Raw genomic sequence first — 15,018 nt, 5'->3', positions numbered from 1 at the left:
AGCCATGACCAGGATGGCCATCCACCAGTTATCCGCCAAAACCTGTAGCGCCGCCGGCGGGATAAAGACCTTGAGCGTGACCGCGATCGCAGCGCCAATCGCAAGAAAGCCCGCAGAGTTCAGGAAGTCATGGATCACGGCAGCGCGGAAAGCGTCGGCACGTGATGCGCCCGCGCCGTGGTGCGCATGGTCGTGATCGCCACTGCGCGATGCCCGCAGGCTCCCCCGCCACAGCCAGCCGACCAGGCACGCCACCGCCAGGCTTGAGATAAACCGGGCCCACACCATGGCTGGCTGGCCCGTGAAAGCGACGGCGGTAGACACCAGCACCACAGGGTTAATCGCCGGGCTGGCTAGCATGAATGCCAGGGCTGCCGCCGGCGGCAGCCCCTTGCGCAGCAGCGAATTTGCCACGGGCACCGACGCGCATTCGCACGCAGGCAGCGCCATCCCCGACACCGCGACCACCGGCACCGCCACCGCTTTCCGACGAGGAAGGTAGCGCAGCAACGCCGCCTCAGGAACAAAGACAGTTAGGCCCGCCGACAGCGCCACCCCTAGAACAAGAAACGGCAACGCCTGCACGGTCACCCCCACAAGCAGCGACACCCACGCCTGGAAAGCGCCCTGAGGAACAAGCGGTGGACCGAAAGCGTCGACGGCCAGCACCACCACCAGCAACAGAATCAGCAGCACGGGGCTTAAGACAGGAGTGCTTAACGACGATCGATGTGGTCCTGTCATAGGTAAGGCACCTCGGGCTCGTCGATAAGCGTGAGCTCTGAAACCTCCAGGGCCATCTCCCCGTAGTCATCCGTGGTGACCTGGCCGGTGGCGCGGTACCACTGACCCTGATCGGGTGTGGCGCCGAGCAACGCGATGCGGACGCCGGTGGCATCGGCAACGCAGCACGTGATTTTGTAGCGGGCGAGGAACCATCGGCCCTGGCTGAGTGTGCCCTCCTGGCCGCTGCCGGCGAAACCTTCCATGGTCACGCGTGCGCCGTCTGCTAGTCCGGCATCATAGGCTGCGGCAAGGGTGTCCAGGCGGGTCTCCCCTTCTGGGCGTTCGGTGGGTGCTGATGCGGCCTGCACCGTGGCGGTCCGGCCCGAATCGACGAAATAACTCCCCAGGGGCCCCGGCGCCGCCACGACCGCGAGCACCGCAACCGCCACCACCGCCCACGCGCTCGCGCGGGGTTTGCCCGAGGTGGTGGACACGCCCATCGTCCACACGCCGAACACGAGCAGCCCCACCCCGGCCAGCATGATCAGCGGCACAAAGACCGGGCGCACATAGTCCGTGGCAGTGCCAGTCAAAGAGAGGGTGGCCAACACTAGCCCTGTGCCTGCTGCAATGAATCCGCCCCAGGCGCCGCCGTCCTCGGGCTCATCTTGAGTTGTCTGCTGCTTGTCCATCGCATCTCATTATGCACAGAAAAATCCCCACTAGTTGGACACTGATTTCTCAGCTCAACTAGCGGGGAGCAAGATCACAGGAAGCTTAAGCCTGCTTCTCCGTGTAGTTCTTCTGCACGCTGGTGTCCACTGGGACGCCAGGGCCGGTGGTTGCGGAGACGACGATCTTCTTCAGGTACACGCCCTTTGCCGAGGATGGCTTCAGGCGAAGGACCTCGTCGAGAAGCGCGCCGTAGTTCTCAGCCAGCTGCTCAGGGGTGAAGGATGCCTTGCCGATCATTGCCTGCAGGTTCGATGCCTTGTCAACGCGGAAGGAGATCTTGCCGCCCTTGACGTCCTCGATTGCCTTTGCAACGTCAGGGGTGACGGTGCCGGTCTTCGGGTTCGGCATCAGACCACGAGGGCCCAGGACGCGGGCCACGCGGCCAACCTTCGCCATCTGATCAGGGGTAGCGATTGCCACGTCGAAATCGATGGTGCCGGCGTTGATCTGCTCGATCAGCTCATCGGTACCGACGATGTCAGCGCCAGCTTCCTGCGCCTTGGTTGCGTTCTCGCCCTCAGCGAAAACAGCAACGCGAACGGTCTTACCGGTGCCGTTTGGCAAGTTGACGGTGCCGCGCACCAGCTGGTCAGCCTTGCGTGGGTCCACGGACAGGCGCATAGCGACGTCGATGGATGCATCGTAGTTCTTGGAGGAGGTCTCCTTCGCCAGTGCAACAGCATCCAGTGGGTGGTATTCCTTGGTGCGGTCGACGAGCTTGGCAGCCTCTTCGTAACGGCGGGACTTCTTCTTTGCCATGTTTGATCCTTACGTGATGTAGGAGTGTGGTTCGGGCCAGGCAGGCCCTCCCACGTGAATGTTTACTTGTTGACGGTGATGCCCATGGAGCGAGCGGTACCAGCGATAATCGCTGCGCCAGCCTCGATGTCACGAGCGTTCAGGTCATTCTTCTTCTTCTCTGCGATCTCCTTGCACTGATCCCAGGTCACAGAACCGACCTTGTCGGTGTGTGGGACGCCGGAGCCCTTCTTCAGGCCAGCAGCCTTCAGAAGCAGCTTCGCAGCTGGTGGAGACTTCAGGATGAAGTCGAAGGAGCGGTCTTCGTAGACGGTGATCTCGACCGGGACGACGTCGCCACGCATGGACTCCGTTGCAGCGTTGTACGCCTTGCAGAACTCCATGATGTTCACGCCGTGAGCACCCAGTGCAGGACCGACTGGAGGAGCCGGGTTAGCCTGGCCTGCTTCGATCTGAAGCTTGATCAGACCCGTTACCTTCTTCTTAGCCATCGAATTACCTCAATTCCATGTTTCAGGGGTGAATGCCACGATGAATAACAGCCACCCTGCCGGATGCCAGCCATTACAAGCCAGCCACCGGGGAGATGATTAAGTGCCGCGTGCCCCGAAAGTCACACGGCAGACAAGTTTACGCAGGTGCTTCGTCGGAAAGCAAAACGCGCTTAGTTGATGCGCTCCACCTGATCCGCGGTGAGTTCCACGGGGGTTTCGCGGCCGAAGATGGACACCAGGGCCTGGATCTTGCCGGTTTCCTCGTCGATCGCGTTGATCGTCGCCGACACGGACGCCAGCGCGCCCGACAGGATGGTGACGGCCTCGCCGACCTCGAAGTCATGCGCGATCTTCTTGGCTTCGTCGTTAGGCGTAGCGACGACGGTCTCGCCTTCGCTGTTCGTGACCGACTTCGCTGCGGCCTCTTCCCCATCGACTGGAGCTTCCTTCGGCATGAGGAACTTCGCGACGTCGCGGTGCTTGACCGGGGTGGCGTTGCCCTCGTTGCCGACGAAGGAGGTCACGCCTGGGGTCTCACGCACCACAGACCACGCCGCATCGTTCATGTCCATGCGTACCAGCACATAGCCCGGCAGGAGCTTGCGCTTGACCAGCTTGCGCTTGCCGTCCTTTAGCTCGACGGCTTGCTCGATGGGAACCACGACGTCATAGATCGAGTCCTCCACCTCCAAGGTCTGGGCGCGCATATCTAGGTTGGTCTTCACCTTGTTCTCATAGCCCGAGTAGGACTGGATGATGTACCACTGGCCCGGCAGCTTCTTCAGCTCGCGGGTGAACTCGCGCAGACGCCTCCGCTTTTCCGCCTCCTCGTCGACAGCCTCAGTGTCGCCGAGCGCTTCCGCTGCGGCCTCCTCGGGGGTCTGCTCAGCGGCCTCGTCGGAAGCTTCGTCCTGAGGCCCCTCGTCTGCCTCCAGCTCCTCCTGGGTCTGCTCAACGGCGCGCTCGTGCGCCTCGACGATCGAATCGTCCACTGGGAAGGTTGGCTCGTCGACGCCCGTCTCACCCGCGTCCCCTTCGGCTTCCTCAGCGCGTTCGTGAGCGGCTTCCATGCGCTCTGCGGTTTCGGCGACCGGCTCGGTGGCTGGGCTGACGGGTGCACCCTCGTCGATCATTTCCTTTTCTTCGATAACGTCGATTTCTTCTTGGGTCAGGCCCGTGTCTTCTGTGTTGTCGCTCATGGTGTTCTCCAGACTGGTTTTACCAATAAATTATCCCGCCTACCCCTGCATCTTTTATGGCGACGGGGTGACGGGATCAAGTCAATGATTCAATGGGGCCACTATAACTGAGAAAACTGGCCCTTTTCAACTCTGATAACAAAACCCGCTGCCCTAGACAGGGTCAGCGGGTAAAAACACTTGGTGACTTAAGGAACCAGGATGGCTTCTACGCCCATAGTTGTCAGCGTATCCACACCCCACACCAGTGCGGTCATGATGATGAGGAACGCGAACACGATCAGCGTGTAGTTCAGCATCTGGCGACCGGTTGGCCACACGACCTTGCGGATCTCCTGAACAACCTCGCCAGGGAAAGCGGCCGCGCCGCCGCCTGGCTTGTCGTCGCTCTCAGGAGTTTGGCGCGCAACCTTCTTCGCCTCATAGGACGTAGAAGAAGTAGTGCTGGCACCGCTCAGCTGACGCTTACCGGTTGGCGTTGCCTGGCCGTCGCGCTTTGGCTGGTCTTCGCTCACAGCACTCCTCTAGTCAAAAACTTTGGCAGGGGCGACAGGACTCGAACCTGCAACTTACGGTTTTGGAGACCGTTGCTCTACCAATTGAACTACGCCCCTTGGTGACTATCACTTAAGACAGTACGCTTACCCTACCACGGTTCGCCAGCGAACCGATTCTTTGGGTGGTAGCGGTGGAGAGACTCGAACTCTCGACCTCGCGATTATGAGTCGCGCGCTCTCACCAGCTGAGCTACACCGCCATGCCGCCTGCTTCTGCACCCGAAGGTACGTATACAAGCAACAGAGCCCCCTAGCAGAATCGAACTGCTGACCTTTTCCTTACCATGGAAACGCTCTACCGACTGAGCTAAGGGGGCACAGCCTCTTAGTTGTGGACTACGCTTTTGCTTTCGCGTTGCGTTGTCCGCTCTGTTGAAGCCTTTGAAAGATTAACCCGATCATCACATAGAACACAAATCGCCAGCATACCGCGCCTTTCCGACGACCCCACGAAACGCGATATGGTACCGATATGGCGCTACTGTCACCTTACTGAGCCGAAGAGGCTTGACGACGAAAAACACCCACTGCGAATGATCTTCGCAATGGGTGTTCGTTTTTATTCTGTGGTGCCAGGTAGAAGATTCGAACTTCTGAAGGCGTGAGCCGGCGGATTTACAGTCCGCTTCCTTTGGCCGCTCGGACAACCTGGCAAGCGCTTTTTCAGGTGCGTGAACTACCTTACAACACCGGCACTACACATTGGCAAATCGGCAGGTAGAAGGCCCTTCTAGCCGACGCGATCGACGGTATAGCGAGCCAGCATGCGCAGTGCACCGGTCGCGGGAATATCAGGCAGTCGCTGGATTTGTTCGTCGGCAAGCGCCAAGTAGTGCCTGACGGCCTCCAGGGAACGCTCGCGCCCCGTGGACTGGCCAAGCAGCTCGAGGGCGCGCTCGACGTCGGCATCCTCGGTGAGCGGGCCGGTGAGCATGCCACGCAGCTGCTCGCCCACCTCGGTGTTCTCCTCCAGCGCGTACAACACCGGCAGGGTGAACACGCCCTCGCGCAGGTCTGTGCCGGGGGTCTTCCCGGACTGGTCGGTCGCGGAGAAAATGTCGATCATGTCGTCGACGATCTGGAACACCATGCCGATCGCGGAACCCAGCTTGTACATTGCGTCCACGATCTCTTCGGAGGCACCGGAATGGCGCGCGCCTAAGTAGCCCGCAGAGGCGATCAGGACGCCCGTCTTCTCCTCGATAACTTTCAGGTAGTGCTCAATCGGATCGCTGCCTTCCGCGCCGATTGTCTCCCGCATCTGACCCGTGACAAGCTTGCCGAAGGTCTCAGAAAAGTGATGCACCGTATCGGTATCCAGCTGGCTCATCAGCCGCGAGGTATGCGCCAACAGAATATCGCCGGCCAAAATCGCCACCGAATTATCCCAGCGCGAGTTCGCCGACTCCACGCCGCGGCGCATCTCCGCCTCATCCATCACATCATCGTGATACAAGGTGGCCAAGTGCACCATCTCGACGATCGTCGCAGCCTTCACCACGTTCGGCGAGCCAGTCTCAGGACCATATTCACTGGCCAGCAACGCCATCAGCGGGCGGAACCGCTTCCCGCCAGCCTGCGCGAGGTGCAGCACCTTCTCATTGACAAAGTCCGCTCCGGTAGAGAGTTCGTCGACAAGCAACTCCTCCACCGCGCGCATCCCTTCGTCGATACGTGCGCTGAGGGCCTCATCACCCAAGTCCACGCTGGAGGCATGGCGGGGTGAGGCATTGGTGCCCTGTGTCATCAGTACGGACCTCGCAAACTGGAAACGATCGTGATTCTTGCCCCTCAACCGTAGTCCAATACACCCACCGGATACACCCTAGGGTGGGCAAAAATGCGTCTGGCACAATGGGACGAGTGACTGTAACTAAAGAATGTGTCGTCGTCGGAGCCGGGCCCGCAGGAGCCGCCGCAGCACTCGCCGCCGCCCGCGCCGGCTACGAAACGCTGCTTCTCGACGCCCAAACCTTCCCCCGCGACAAAACCTGCGGCGACGGCCTGACGCCGCGCGCAGTCCACACCTTGCGGGCCCTCGGCGTGGAGCATGTCCTGCCCGAATACCGCAACAAGGGGCTCAAACTGGTCGGATACGGCGGCGCAGTCACCGCACCATGGCCCGACGGCGAGTTCGGCAAGGTCGGATCAGCCCGGCCGCGCGTCGGTTTTGACGCAGCGCTTGTCGACGAAGCCCGCTCCGCTGGCGCCGAAGTTTGGGAAGGCTGCCCCGCCAACGGGGTCGAAGTCTCCGGCGGCCGTATCACGACGATCGACACCCCGCGTGGACCAGTCACACCGCGCTGGGTCATCGTGGCCGACGGCGTGCGCTCCCCCTTCGGCAAACTGCTGGGACGGCAGTGGCACCGCGACGAGGTCTACGGCATCGCCGCCCGCTCCTACTGCGCCACCCCCTACTCCGACGAACCGTGGATGCACTCCCACGTCGAACTGCGCGACGCCGACGGCGCCATCCAACCCGGTTATGGCTGGATTTTCCCGCTCGGCGACGGCACCGTCAACCTCGGCTGCGGCGCGCTCAGCACATCGGCGCGCCCGGCCAAGCTGAACACCAAGAAGCTCCTTGCCGATTATGCCGCGCTCGTCCGCGAAGAATGGTCGCTTGACGACGAACACTCCATCACTTCCGCACTGTTGCCAATGGGCGGGGCTGTTTCCAACGTGGCGGGCGGCAACTGGATGCTGATCGGCGATGCAGCCGCGCTGGTGAATCCGCTTAATGGCGAAGGTATTGATTACGGTCTGGAATCTGCCGTGATGGCAGTGGAAATGTTGGAAGCCTTTGCCGATTTCACGCTGACGTGGCCGGATCGGCTGCGCGAGGCTTATGGTGAGGCGTTTCTGCTGGCGCGCACGGCTGCGCGCTTGTTGACCTACCCGCAGTTCCTGCCGGCCGTCGGCCCGATCGCGCTGCGCGGCCCTGTGGGCGCCACCCTCATGCCGGCGGCGGCGCGCTTGATGGGCAACCTCATTACCGACGAAGACCGCGACATCCTCGCGCGTGCCTGGCGCGGTGCCGGCTCCGTTGTCTCGCGGGTGCGCCGGGGCACCCCCTTGTGGGACGCCGCCTAGGGGTGCGGCTGCCCGCCTGCCCCCTTTTTCGCAAACCGATATAGTCCTCGCTACATAGTGCGGATAGGTTATTGAAAACCTAGTGGCACCGCGCAGTATGGGCCGAGGACTATATCGGTTTAGTGGCGGCGTGCATGGCCACGATGCCGAAGGTCAGATTTTGCCAGCCGCAGTCCTCCCAGCCGTTCGCGTTGATCTCTGCGGCAAGGCCCTCCTGGTCAGGCCACGCGCGGATCGATTCGGCCAGGTATTTGTAGGCCTCCCCATTGGAAGACACCACCTTGGCGATCGCCGGCAGCGCCCGCATCAAATACTCCTTGTACACGGTGGAAAACACCGGCACCACCGGAGTGGAAAACTCATTAACCACCAGGGTGCCGCCGGGTTTGGTCACACGCGCCATCTCGCGTAGCCCCGCCCGGAAATCGTGGATATTGCGCAGCCCATAGGAAATGGTCACGGCGTCGAAGGATTCATCGTCGAAAGGCAAATGCATCGCATCGCCGACGACCTTCGGAACATCGCGGTCTCGGCCAGCCTCCAGCATGCCCTGGGAAAAGTCGCAGGCCACGCACCATGCGCCGGACTTCGCCAGCTCCACCGTGCTCACTGCCGTGCCCGCGGCCAGGTCTAGTACCTTCTGGCCGGGCTTCAGGTTGAGGCGTTCGCGGGTGCGCTTACGCCAGTAGCGGTCCTGCCCAAACGACAGGATCGTGTTCGTGATGTCATAGTTTTTGCCCACATCGTCGAACATTCCCGCGACGTCGAAGGGTTGCTTATCCAGATTCGCCTTGGCCATAGGTAGCCAGTGTAATCGACACCCAAAGTATGATGCGGGTTATGTCTACCTCCGAAACACGTTCCCGAACTAAGGAGACTCCGCGCCGCTTTAGCCTGGCGATGCGCCTGATTCTGCCGGCGGTGTGGCTGGGCATCATTATCGCCATCGATGGCTTCGAAGCACCCTTAAAATTTCAGGCGCCGGGGATTACGATTCCTTTGGGGTTGGGCATCGGCAAGCTGGTGTTTACCGCCATGAACGCAGCCGAAATCATCATCGCCGTCTGGCTGTTAGGCAGCGCGCTACGCACGAAGTTTGTCCGCCCGGACCTGGGCTGGGTGTGGGCGCTCATCGGGCTACTCGCGCTAAAGGTGGCCGTCGTACGCCCGATGCTCAACATTCGCACCGAAGCCGTCATTGCAGGCGAAGCAGCCCCGTTTGGCTACATGCATTCGGTGTATATCGTGGTGGATTTCCTCATCGTGGTAGCACTCGTGGTGTACCTGTGGAGGCAGTCGCGCCTGCTCATCAACCCCTAGCGCTACGCGACGTCGCGGGAGCCCAGCGCGCGGGCGGCCCAGGCGGGCAGTTCCGGCAGCCCGATGAACGGCTGCGGACTACGCGTCTCAAAGGATTCGATCGCGTCCTCGTAGTAGCCCAGCAGCTGATCGCCCAGCGCCGACCACGTCTTATCTTCCACGGAGGCTCGCGCGTTGCGGCGCAGGTGATCGTGGCGGCTGGCGTCCAAGAGCCACCCGGCAGCGGTGGGCAGTTCGCGTTCGAAGGTGCCCACGTCGAGAAGTAGCCCGTTGTAGCGTTCCTGGATCAGATCCACAGGCCCGCCGGCACGCGGCCCGATCGTCGGCACGCCCGATGCCTGCGCCTCCTGGATCGCCTGACAGAAAGTCTCAAATTCGCCGGTGTGCACGAAGAGGTCCAGGCTGGCGTAGGCGCGCGCCAGGTCCTCGCCGGTCAGCGCGCCGGTGAACACGGCGCCGGGCAGTTCGCGCTCCAAGTTCTCGCGCTCGGGTCCGTCGCCGACGATGACCAGTTGCACGTCACGACGACCCACCAGCGGCCGCAGCCGAGAAACGGACTTCTCCGCGGCCAGCCGTCCCACGAATCCGACGATGTGCTTGCGGCCGGTGCGGTCCCATTGGCGGCGCAGTACCGACGAACGCTTCTGCGGTTGGAAAAGCTCCGTGTCTACCCCGCGGCCCCAGTGGTGGATGCTGTTGATGCCGTGGCTTTCCAGTTCCTGGATGGCCATCGACGAGGGCGCCAGGGTCAGTTCTGTCATGTTGTGTAGTGTGCGGGTCCATTCCCACGCCGCGTTGGAGAGCGCTGTGAAGTGGTACTTCGTCGCAAAGCCTGCAACGTCGGTCTGGTAGAGCGCAACGGCGGGCAGGCGGAGCTGGCGTGCCGCGACCGCCCCTGCGCCGCCCAAGACGAAGGGGCTGGCCAAGTGGACGACATCCGGTTTGAACGCAGCTAAGGATTCGTTGACGGCGAGGGTGGGCACGCCGATCGGGAGGGAGTCGACAAGCGGAAGGCGGACCGTCGGCACGCGCACGATGGGAAAGCCGAGGTAATCGGGAACCTCTTCCTCAAAATCGCGGGCGCCCGGCGCGACGACCATGGCCTCATGGCCGTGCGCTTTGAGGTGTTCCAGGACTCGCAGGACGGAGTTGGTCACCCCGTTGATGTTTGGGAGGAAAGATTCGGCAACGATTCCTACTCGCATAACGGCCATCATCTCCTAGGCACACTAACGTTTTCTTGACCTGCGGGTAACTCTAGGTGAACTCTTCCCCAGCTTATCGACGCCAACCCAGGCCAGCACAGCGATAAGAGTGGAGACCACCGCCACGCTGAACGCCGGGATGAGCGAAAGGGTCCACATGCGGCCCTCCACTTTGACCAAGTCTGGGTCGCTCTTCGCATAAGTGACCCAGACCTGCTGGCCCTCCCCCAGCCCGGACGGGTAGAGCAGGCCGGTCGGCGGCGAGTGGTAGCGGCCGTTCTCATCCTGGTAGTCGACGGCAGTGCGGATCGGGCTGACACCGGTGACGGTGGCCATGCCGCGGCCCGGGTCGCTCATGATGATGGCGTCGTTGATCGCCGGGCCCACCACCATGGCTGCGGCGCCGATCATCGCTGCCGCGTAGAGCAGGAGGATCAGCTGGTGGAGGCGGCGGCGCACCATTACTTATTCAGCCTTTCGGCCAGGCTGCGGCGGGTATCGCGCTGGGTGCGGGCTTCGATCACGGTGATCGGGGCGGGGGCCTCGTCGACGGCCATCAGGTGTTCGAGCAGTTCGCGCAGGCTGTCGGCGCGCAGGTAGTCCACGTTATAACCCGCGGCGAGCGCCTCTATATCGGCCTCGTGCGGGGTACCGAAGCCGCGCTCGAAGGCGTCACGGACCGGGTCTGCTCCGACTTCGAGGGTTTCGAAGATGCCGCCGCCATCGTCGTTAGCAACGACGATTGTGAGGTTGCCGGGGCGCGGTTCGTCGGGGCCGATGAGCAGCCCGTTGATGTCGTGCAGGAAAGTCAGGTCCCCCATCAGGGCCACGGTGCGCGGGGCGCGGATCTCATCGGGGTGCAGCGCCTGAGTCGCCAGGGCAACACCGACGGTCTGGGAGATGGTGCCGTCGATGCCGGCGGCCCCGCGCGCGGAGTACGTGGAAACACCGTCGAAGGGCAGACCGACGAAGCTGGCGTCGCGCACCGGGTTCGAGCTGCCCAGAACCAGCGAATCGCCCACGCCTAGGGTGTCGGCGACGGCGGCGGCCACGTGCAGGCCGGTAAAGCCGTAGGCCTCGTCGGCAAGCGCATCGCGCACGGTCTGCGCGCCCACATCCCCGGCGGCTTCGCACACCTTCAGCCAGGTATCGCTCGGCTGACCAGTGGTTTTCACACGCGTGCCGCGGCGATCCGGCTGGCCGGTGAAGGTCTCGGTGCGCGACAGCCCAATCACGTCGATCTCGGGGTCGGCCAGCAGCGCCATCACGTCGCGATGCAGCGTCGGATGCCCCACGACGACCACCTGCTCCGGCTTCGTGCGCGCCGCAAAATCGCCGCCGTCGTGGCTGATTTCCACCGCACTCTGCGCAAAGAAAGGCGCGGCCAGCGGGTGCACCTGATGAAACGGCGTGGGCGCGGTTGGCTCGGCGATCGTCGGCACGTGCTCCAAGCCCGGCACTTCCCACGCCTCATCACCGGCGATGACCAGGGTATCTTTATCCAGGTCAAGCTCGACTTCGCCGTGGTCGACGCGTTCGCTTATCGACGACAATCTGCCCGGCCCCACCAAGCGCCCCGCCGTGCCTGTTGGCTGCGGAAGTTGTTCGGGAACCAGCGGGGTGTCTAGGGCGATGTTGATGTGGATCTGGTGGGCGGAAAAATCGAGACGATCAACATCCACGCCCTCAGAAACGGACTGTGTCGTGGCGTAGCGGCCAAAAATGCCCTCCTGCCAGATCGTCTGCGAAGCACCAGTTCCCAGCAGGCGGGCGGGGCGATCCGCGCTCACGATCAGCAGCGGAGTATGCGACATGTGCGCCTCCACCACCGCAGGCAAGCAATTGGCCACGGCGGTACCGCTGGTCATCACCACGGCAACATGGCGGCGCTGCACCCGCGCGATCCCCAGAGCGGTAAAGGCGGCGGAACGTTCGTCGATACGCACGTGCACACGCAGATCCCGGCGCGTTAGCAGCGCGTACACCAGCGGGGAGTTGCGGGATCCGGGGCAGATCACCACGTCGGTGACATGATCGGCGATCGTGCCGACGACTGCGGTGGCCAGTGCGAGCGATTCAGACATGCGCCTTAGTTTACAGGGGCAAAAAGTTCCGCACTTTCGGCCGGGGTCCCCGCCGTGACCTCCTCGCCGAGCTGGATCAGGCGGTCGGCCTGGGCGAGCACCGCCAGGTTGTGCTCAACGACGACAACCGTGTTTCGCTTCTCGACGAGCCGCCGCAGCTCCGCGATCAACTTCTCCGTATCCGCTGGGTGCAGGCCCGTCGTGGGCTCATCCAGAATATAGAAGGTGTGGCCGCGGGAAGTGCGCTGCAGTTCGGTGGCCAGCTTGATGCGCTGGGCCTCACCTCCCGACAGCTCCGGGGCGCCCTGGCCTAGACGCAGGTAGCCCAGGCCGATCGCTTGGAGCGCGCGCAGCGCCTTATCAATCTTCGGCTCCTCAGCAAACACCTCGCGGGCCTCATCGACGGTCAGGTGCAAGATATCGGCGATGGTGTAGCCGTTCCACGTGACCTCCAGCGTCTCCTCGTTATAGCGCTTCCCGTGACAATCCGGGCACAGCGTGTAGCTGCCGGGCAGGAAGATCAGCTCCACCTCTATCTGGCCCTCGCCCTGGCACGTCGGGCACTGGCCCTGCTTGACGTTGTAGGAAAAACGGCTCACCGTCCAGCCGCGCTTTTTCGCCTCCGGCGTCGACGCGAAAAGCTTCCGCACATGATCGAACAGGCCCGTATACGTCGACAGGGTGGAACGCGCGTTGCGGCCAATCGGCTTCTGCGTGATCACCACGGTGCGATCAACGTGCTCCGCACCGCGCACCGAGCCCTCGAACTCCAGCTCAGATTCCTCATCCAGCAACGCCGGCAACACCTCACTGACCAGCGTGGACTTCCCCGTACCCGACAGGCCCGCCACCGCCGTGAACTGGCCCAGCGGGATCTCCACATCCACGCCCCGCAAAGTACGCGCCGTGATCCCCTCCAGCTCCAGCACATGCTCCGGGGCGGGGGCCTCGTCGTTAAGCGACACCGTGGCATCCAGCGCGCGCCGGGTAGGCGTATCGACGACAAACCCCTCCAGCGGGCCCGAATACAAAATCTCACCGCCGCCCTCGCCCGCGCCGGGGCCCACATCGACGATCCAATCGCACTGGCGGACCAAATCCATATCGTGCTCCACCAACAACACCGAATTACCGGACTCCAAAAGGCGGCGCACAATCCCGATCACCGCCTGGCGCTCACGCACGTGCAGGCCCGCCGAAGGCTCATCCAACACATACGTCACGCCGAACAAACCGGTGCGCAGCTGGCTGGCCAGGCGCAAACGCTGCAGCTCACCCGCCGATAAGGTGCTCGAGGCGCGATCCAGCGTCAGGTGGCCCAGTCCCAGCTCAACGGCGGAGGTAAGAATTGGGCGCAGCTGGCCGATCAGTAGACGTTCGGCCTCGCTGCGGGGCTCGCCGAGGAGGTCGTCGATACGCGACAGCTCAAGCGCGTTGAACTCGTCGATCGGCACCCCGCGAAACGTGATCGTCAGCGCGGCCTGGTTGAGGCGGCGGCCATCGCACGTCGGGCACCGATGCGTCTCCATGAAACGCAGCGTGCGGGCGCGCAAAGTATCCGACTCCGTCGTCGCCAACGTGTGATTCAAATAGCTGGCCACGCTGCGCCACTGCCCCTGATACGTCTTCTCCACCTGCTCCGCGGAACGCACCGGATGCACCGTCACGATCGGCCGTTCCTCCGTATACAAAATCCACTCGCGCGTCTCCCGCGGAAGGTCCCGCCACGGGCTGTGCATATCGACGCCCAACGTGGCCAAAATATCGTGAAAATTCTTCCCCGCCCACGCGCCGGGCCACGCCTCAATCGCGCCTTCGTCGATCGACTTGCTCGGGTCCGGCACCATCGACGCCTCCGTCGGCTCATGCACCACCCCCGTGCCCTGGCACGTCGGGCACATGCCACTCGTAGTATTCGGGGAGAAACACTCCGCGTCCAGATGTTCCTGGGATTTTGGATAATCGCCGGCGCGGGAAAAGAGCAGACGCACCAGATTCGACATCGACGAGACCGTCCCCACCGTCGAGCGCGCATTCGGCTGCGCCCTGTTCTGCTCCAGCGCCACCGACGGCGGCAACCCCTCCACCGCCTCCACCTGGGGATCCGTCGCACCCGCGATCAGGCGGCGGGCGAAAGGCCCCACCGACTCAAAATAACGCCGCTGCGCCTCCCCATGAATCGTGCCAAACGCCAACGACGACTTCCCCGAACCAGAAATCCCCGTGACAGCCACCAGCTGCCCACGGGGAATGCGCACGTCAACATGCTTCAGGTTATGCAGGTGGGCGTCGCGGACCTCAATGAAACCATTCGTCGCATCATGCATACGCCCCACCGTACGCGCGCGGATTATTGAAGCGCTCCCTCCAATTCGCTGAGCAGACCATCCAGCCACTCCTGCGCGTCCTGGGCACCGTCGGACACTTCAGGCGGGATCGTGGTGGGGATCTCGCTTGGCAGCTGCGGGTTGCCCTGGTCATCGCGCGGCAGGATATCGCGCGGGATCAGTGGCGCGTCCTCCGTCGTGGTGGAGGTCTCCGTCTGCGTGACGGTGACCGGTGGTGGGGGCGGCTGGTTCGCCTCCTGCGCCGCGCCGCGCCACATGAAGAACAACACGAGGGTCGCCAGCACCGCGAGTGCCGCAACGATGCCCAGCACGATCATGCCGGTGTTGGACTTCTTTTCCGGCTCCGGCTGATAGCTTCGCTGGTCGGGGCGGTAGGGCTCGTCGTAGGGCTCATAGCCCTGCCCGTAACTCGGCTCAGAGTAGCGCTGCGGGAATTGCTGGTGCGGCCGATCGTCCTCAGGTCGTCCGAACTGGCGTGTCTGGTCATCCATGGGCGCC

At 63.0% G+C, this 15,018-nt stretch carries 15 protein-coding genes and 4 tRNA genes; 2 read left to right on the top strand and 17 right to left on the bottom strand.

The window, feature by feature from the left end:
- From ACHFGA_RS09935 to ACHFGA_RS09885, 11 genes are all read right to left on the bottom strand, one after another.
- On the bottom strand, nt 1–744 hold a 744-nt coding region (locus ACHFGA_RS09935; protein WP_394282220.1), incomplete at its 3' end, for a permease.
- Nucleotides 741–1,418, bottom strand: a complete 678-nt coding sequence (locus ACHFGA_RS09930; protein ID WP_394282219.1) for a hypothetical protein — start codon at nt 1,416–1,418, stop codon at nt 741–743. The genes ACHFGA_RS09930 and ACHFGA_RS09935, both read right to left, overlap by 4 nt.
- Nucleotides 1,419–1,503: 85 nt before the next feature.
- Nucleotides 1,504–2,220 carry a 50S ribosomal protein L1 gene (gene rplA / locus ACHFGA_RS09925; RefSeq protein WP_394282218.1) on the bottom strand — a complete coding sequence of 239 codons (717 nt, stop codon included), beginning with the start codon at nt 2,218–2,220 and terminating at the stop codon, nt 1,504–1,506.
- 62 nt (nt 2,221–2,282) lie between these two features.
- Nucleotides 2,283–2,711: a 50S ribosomal protein L11 gene (gene rplK / locus ACHFGA_RS09920; RefSeq protein ID WP_018581593.1), complete on the bottom strand. Its 429-nt coding sequence runs from the start codon at nt 2,709–2,711 to the stop codon at nt 2,283–2,285.
- A gap of 173 nt (nt 2,712–2,884) precedes the next feature.
- A complete protein-coding gene (gene nusG / locus ACHFGA_RS09915) occupies nt 2,885–3,913 on the bottom strand; it encodes a transcription termination/antitermination protein NusG (RefSeq protein ID WP_394282217.1) in 1,029 nt (342 codons plus the stop codon).
- A gap of 188 nt (nt 3,914–4,101) precedes the next feature.
- A complete protein-coding gene (gene secE / locus ACHFGA_RS09910) occupies nt 4,102–4,428 on the bottom strand; it encodes a preprotein translocase subunit SecE (RefSeq protein WP_394282216.1) in 327 nt (108 codons plus the stop codon).
- 23 nt (nt 4,429–4,451) lie between these two features.
- A tRNA-Trp gene (locus ACHFGA_RS09905) sits at nt 4,452–4,527 on the bottom strand.
- A gap of 66 nt (nt 4,528–4,593) precedes the next feature.
- Nucleotides 4,594–4,670: transfer RNA gene (locus ACHFGA_RS09900), tRNA-Met, on the bottom strand.
- A 44-nt stretch (nt 4,671–4,714) separates the two neighbouring features.
- Nucleotides 4,715–4,787 (bottom strand) — tRNA-Thr (locus ACHFGA_RS09895).
- Nucleotides 4,788–5,037: 250 nt separating this feature from the next.
- Nucleotides 5,038–5,123: transfer RNA gene (locus ACHFGA_RS09890), tRNA-Tyr, on the bottom strand.
- A 77-nt stretch (nt 5,124–5,200) separates the two neighbouring features.
- Nucleotides 5,201–6,217 carry a polyprenyl synthetase family protein gene (locus tag ACHFGA_RS09885; RefSeq protein WP_394282215.1) on the bottom strand — a complete coding sequence of 339 codons (1,017 nt, stop codon included), beginning with the start codon at nt 6,215–6,217 and terminating at the stop codon, nt 5,201–5,203.
- Nucleotides 6,218–6,333: 116 nt separating this feature from the next.
- Here ACHFGA_RS09885 and ACHFGA_RS09880 point away from each other — a divergent pair, with 116 nt between their 5' ends.
- The gene (locus tag ACHFGA_RS09880) at nt 6,334–7,563 is read left to right on the top strand and encodes a geranylgeranyl reductase family protein (RefSeq protein WP_394282214.1); all 1,230 of its coding nucleotides are present in this window, start codon (nt 6,334–6,336) and stop codon (nt 7,561–7,563) included.
- 109 nt (nt 7,564–7,672) lie between these two features.
- Here ACHFGA_RS09880 and ACHFGA_RS09875 read toward each other — a convergent pair whose 3' ends face one another.
- Nucleotides 7,673–8,362, bottom strand: a complete 690-nt coding sequence (locus tag ACHFGA_RS09875) for a demethylmenaquinone methyltransferase (protein ID WP_394282213.1) — start codon at nt 8,360–8,362, stop codon at nt 7,673–7,675.
- Between the two features lie 41 nt (nt 8,363–8,403).
- On the opposite strand from ACHFGA_RS09875, the gene ACHFGA_RS09870 reads away from it, so the two are divergent.
- Nucleotides 8,404–8,883, top strand: coding sequence for a hypothetical protein (locus tag ACHFGA_RS09870; RefSeq protein WP_394282212.1), 480 nt, complete (start codon nt 8,404–8,406; stop codon nt 8,881–8,883).
- Between the two features lie 2 nt (nt 8,884–8,885).
- On the opposite strand, the gene ACHFGA_RS09865 is transcribed toward ACHFGA_RS09870, so the two are convergent.
- The 5 genes from ACHFGA_RS09865 to ACHFGA_RS09845 are packed head-to-tail and all read right to left on the bottom strand — an operon-like array spanning nt 8,886 to nt 15,011.
- Nucleotides 8,886–10,088: a glycosyltransferase family 4 protein gene (locus ACHFGA_RS09865; protein ID WP_394282211.1), complete on the bottom strand. Its 1,203-nt coding sequence runs from the start codon at nt 10,086–10,088 to the stop codon at nt 8,886–8,888.
- Between the two features lie 24 nt (nt 10,089–10,112).
- On the bottom strand, nt 10,113–10,550 hold the full coding sequence (locus tag ACHFGA_RS09860) for a DUF3592 domain-containing protein (RefSeq protein ID WP_394282210.1): 438 nt from the start codon (nt 10,548–10,550) through the stop codon (nt 10,113–10,115).
- Nucleotides 10,550–12,172, bottom strand: coding sequence for a 2-succinyl-5-enolpyruvyl-6-hydroxy-3-cyclohexene-1-carboxylic-acid synthase (menD, locus tag ACHFGA_RS09855; protein ID WP_394282209.1), 1,623 nt, complete (start codon nt 12,170–12,172; stop codon nt 10,550–10,552). Before menD ends, ACHFGA_RS09860 begins: the two co-directional genes overlap by 1 nt.
- Nucleotides 12,173–12,177: 5 nt before the next feature.
- On the bottom strand, nt 12,178–14,499 hold the full coding sequence (locus tag ACHFGA_RS09850) for an ATP-binding cassette domain-containing protein (RefSeq protein WP_394282208.1): 2,322 nt from the start codon (nt 14,497–14,499) through the stop codon (nt 12,178–12,180).
- 23 nt (nt 14,500–14,522) lie between these two features.
- Nucleotides 14,523–15,011, bottom strand: coding sequence for a hypothetical protein (locus ACHFGA_RS09845; RefSeq protein WP_394282207.1), 489 nt, complete (start codon nt 15,009–15,011; stop codon nt 14,523–14,525).
- Nucleotides 15,012–15,018: the final 7 nt, after the last annotated feature.

Source organism: Corynebacterium sp., from assembly GCF_043426755.1.
In the GTDB taxonomy this organism is placed as follows: Bacteria; Actinomycetota; Actinomycetes; order Mycobacteriales; family Mycobacteriaceae; genus Corynebacterium.
This window is presented reverse-complemented; position numbering and strand designations above follow the sequence as displayed.

Coding starts and splice junctions, on each gene's coding strand:
- ACHFGA_RS09850 (WP_394282208.1), bottom strand. CDS start 14,499: ATGCATGATGCGACGAATGGTTTCATTGAGGTCCGCGACGCCCACCTG.
- ACHFGA_RS09885 (WP_394282215.1), bottom strand. CDS start 6,217: ATGACACAGGGCACCAATGCCTCACCCCGCCATGCCTCCAGCGTGGAC.
- ACHFGA_RS09860 (WP_394282210.1), bottom strand. CDS start 10,550: ATGGTGCGCCGCCGCCTCCACCAGCTGATCCTCCTGCTCTACGCGGCA.
- ACHFGA_RS09865 (WP_394282211.1), bottom strand. CDS start 10,088: ATGCGAGTAGGAATCGTTGCCGAATCTTTCCTCCCAAACATCAACGGG.
- rplK (WP_018581593.1), bottom strand. CDS start 2,711: ATGGCTAAGAAGAAGGTAACGGGTCTGATCAAGCTTCAGATCGAAGCA.
- rplA (WP_394282218.1), bottom strand. CDS start 2,220: ATGGCAAAGAAGAAGTCCCGCCGTTACGAAGAGGCTGCCAAGCTCGTC.
- menD (WP_394282209.1), bottom strand. CDS start 12,172: ATGTCTGAATCGCTCGCACTGGCCACCGCAGTCGTCGGCACGATCGCC.
- ACHFGA_RS09930 (WP_394282219.1), bottom strand. CDS start 1,418: ATGGACAAGCAGCAGACAACTCAAGATGAGCCCGAGGACGGCGGCGCC.
- ACHFGA_RS09875 (WP_394282213.1), bottom strand. CDS start 8,362: ATGGCCAAGGCGAATCTGGATAAGCAACCCTTCGACGTCGCGGGAATG.
- ACHFGA_RS09845 (WP_394282207.1), bottom strand. CDS start 15,011: ATGGATGACCAGACACGCCAGTTCGGACGACCTGAGGACGATCGGCCG.
- ACHFGA_RS09870 (WP_394282212.1), top strand. CDS start 8,404: ATGTCTACCTCCGAAACACGTTCCCGAACTAAGGAGACTCCGCGCCGC.
- nusG (WP_394282217.1), bottom strand. CDS start 3,913: ATGAGCGACAACACAGAAGACACGGGCCTGACCCAAGAAGAAATCGAC.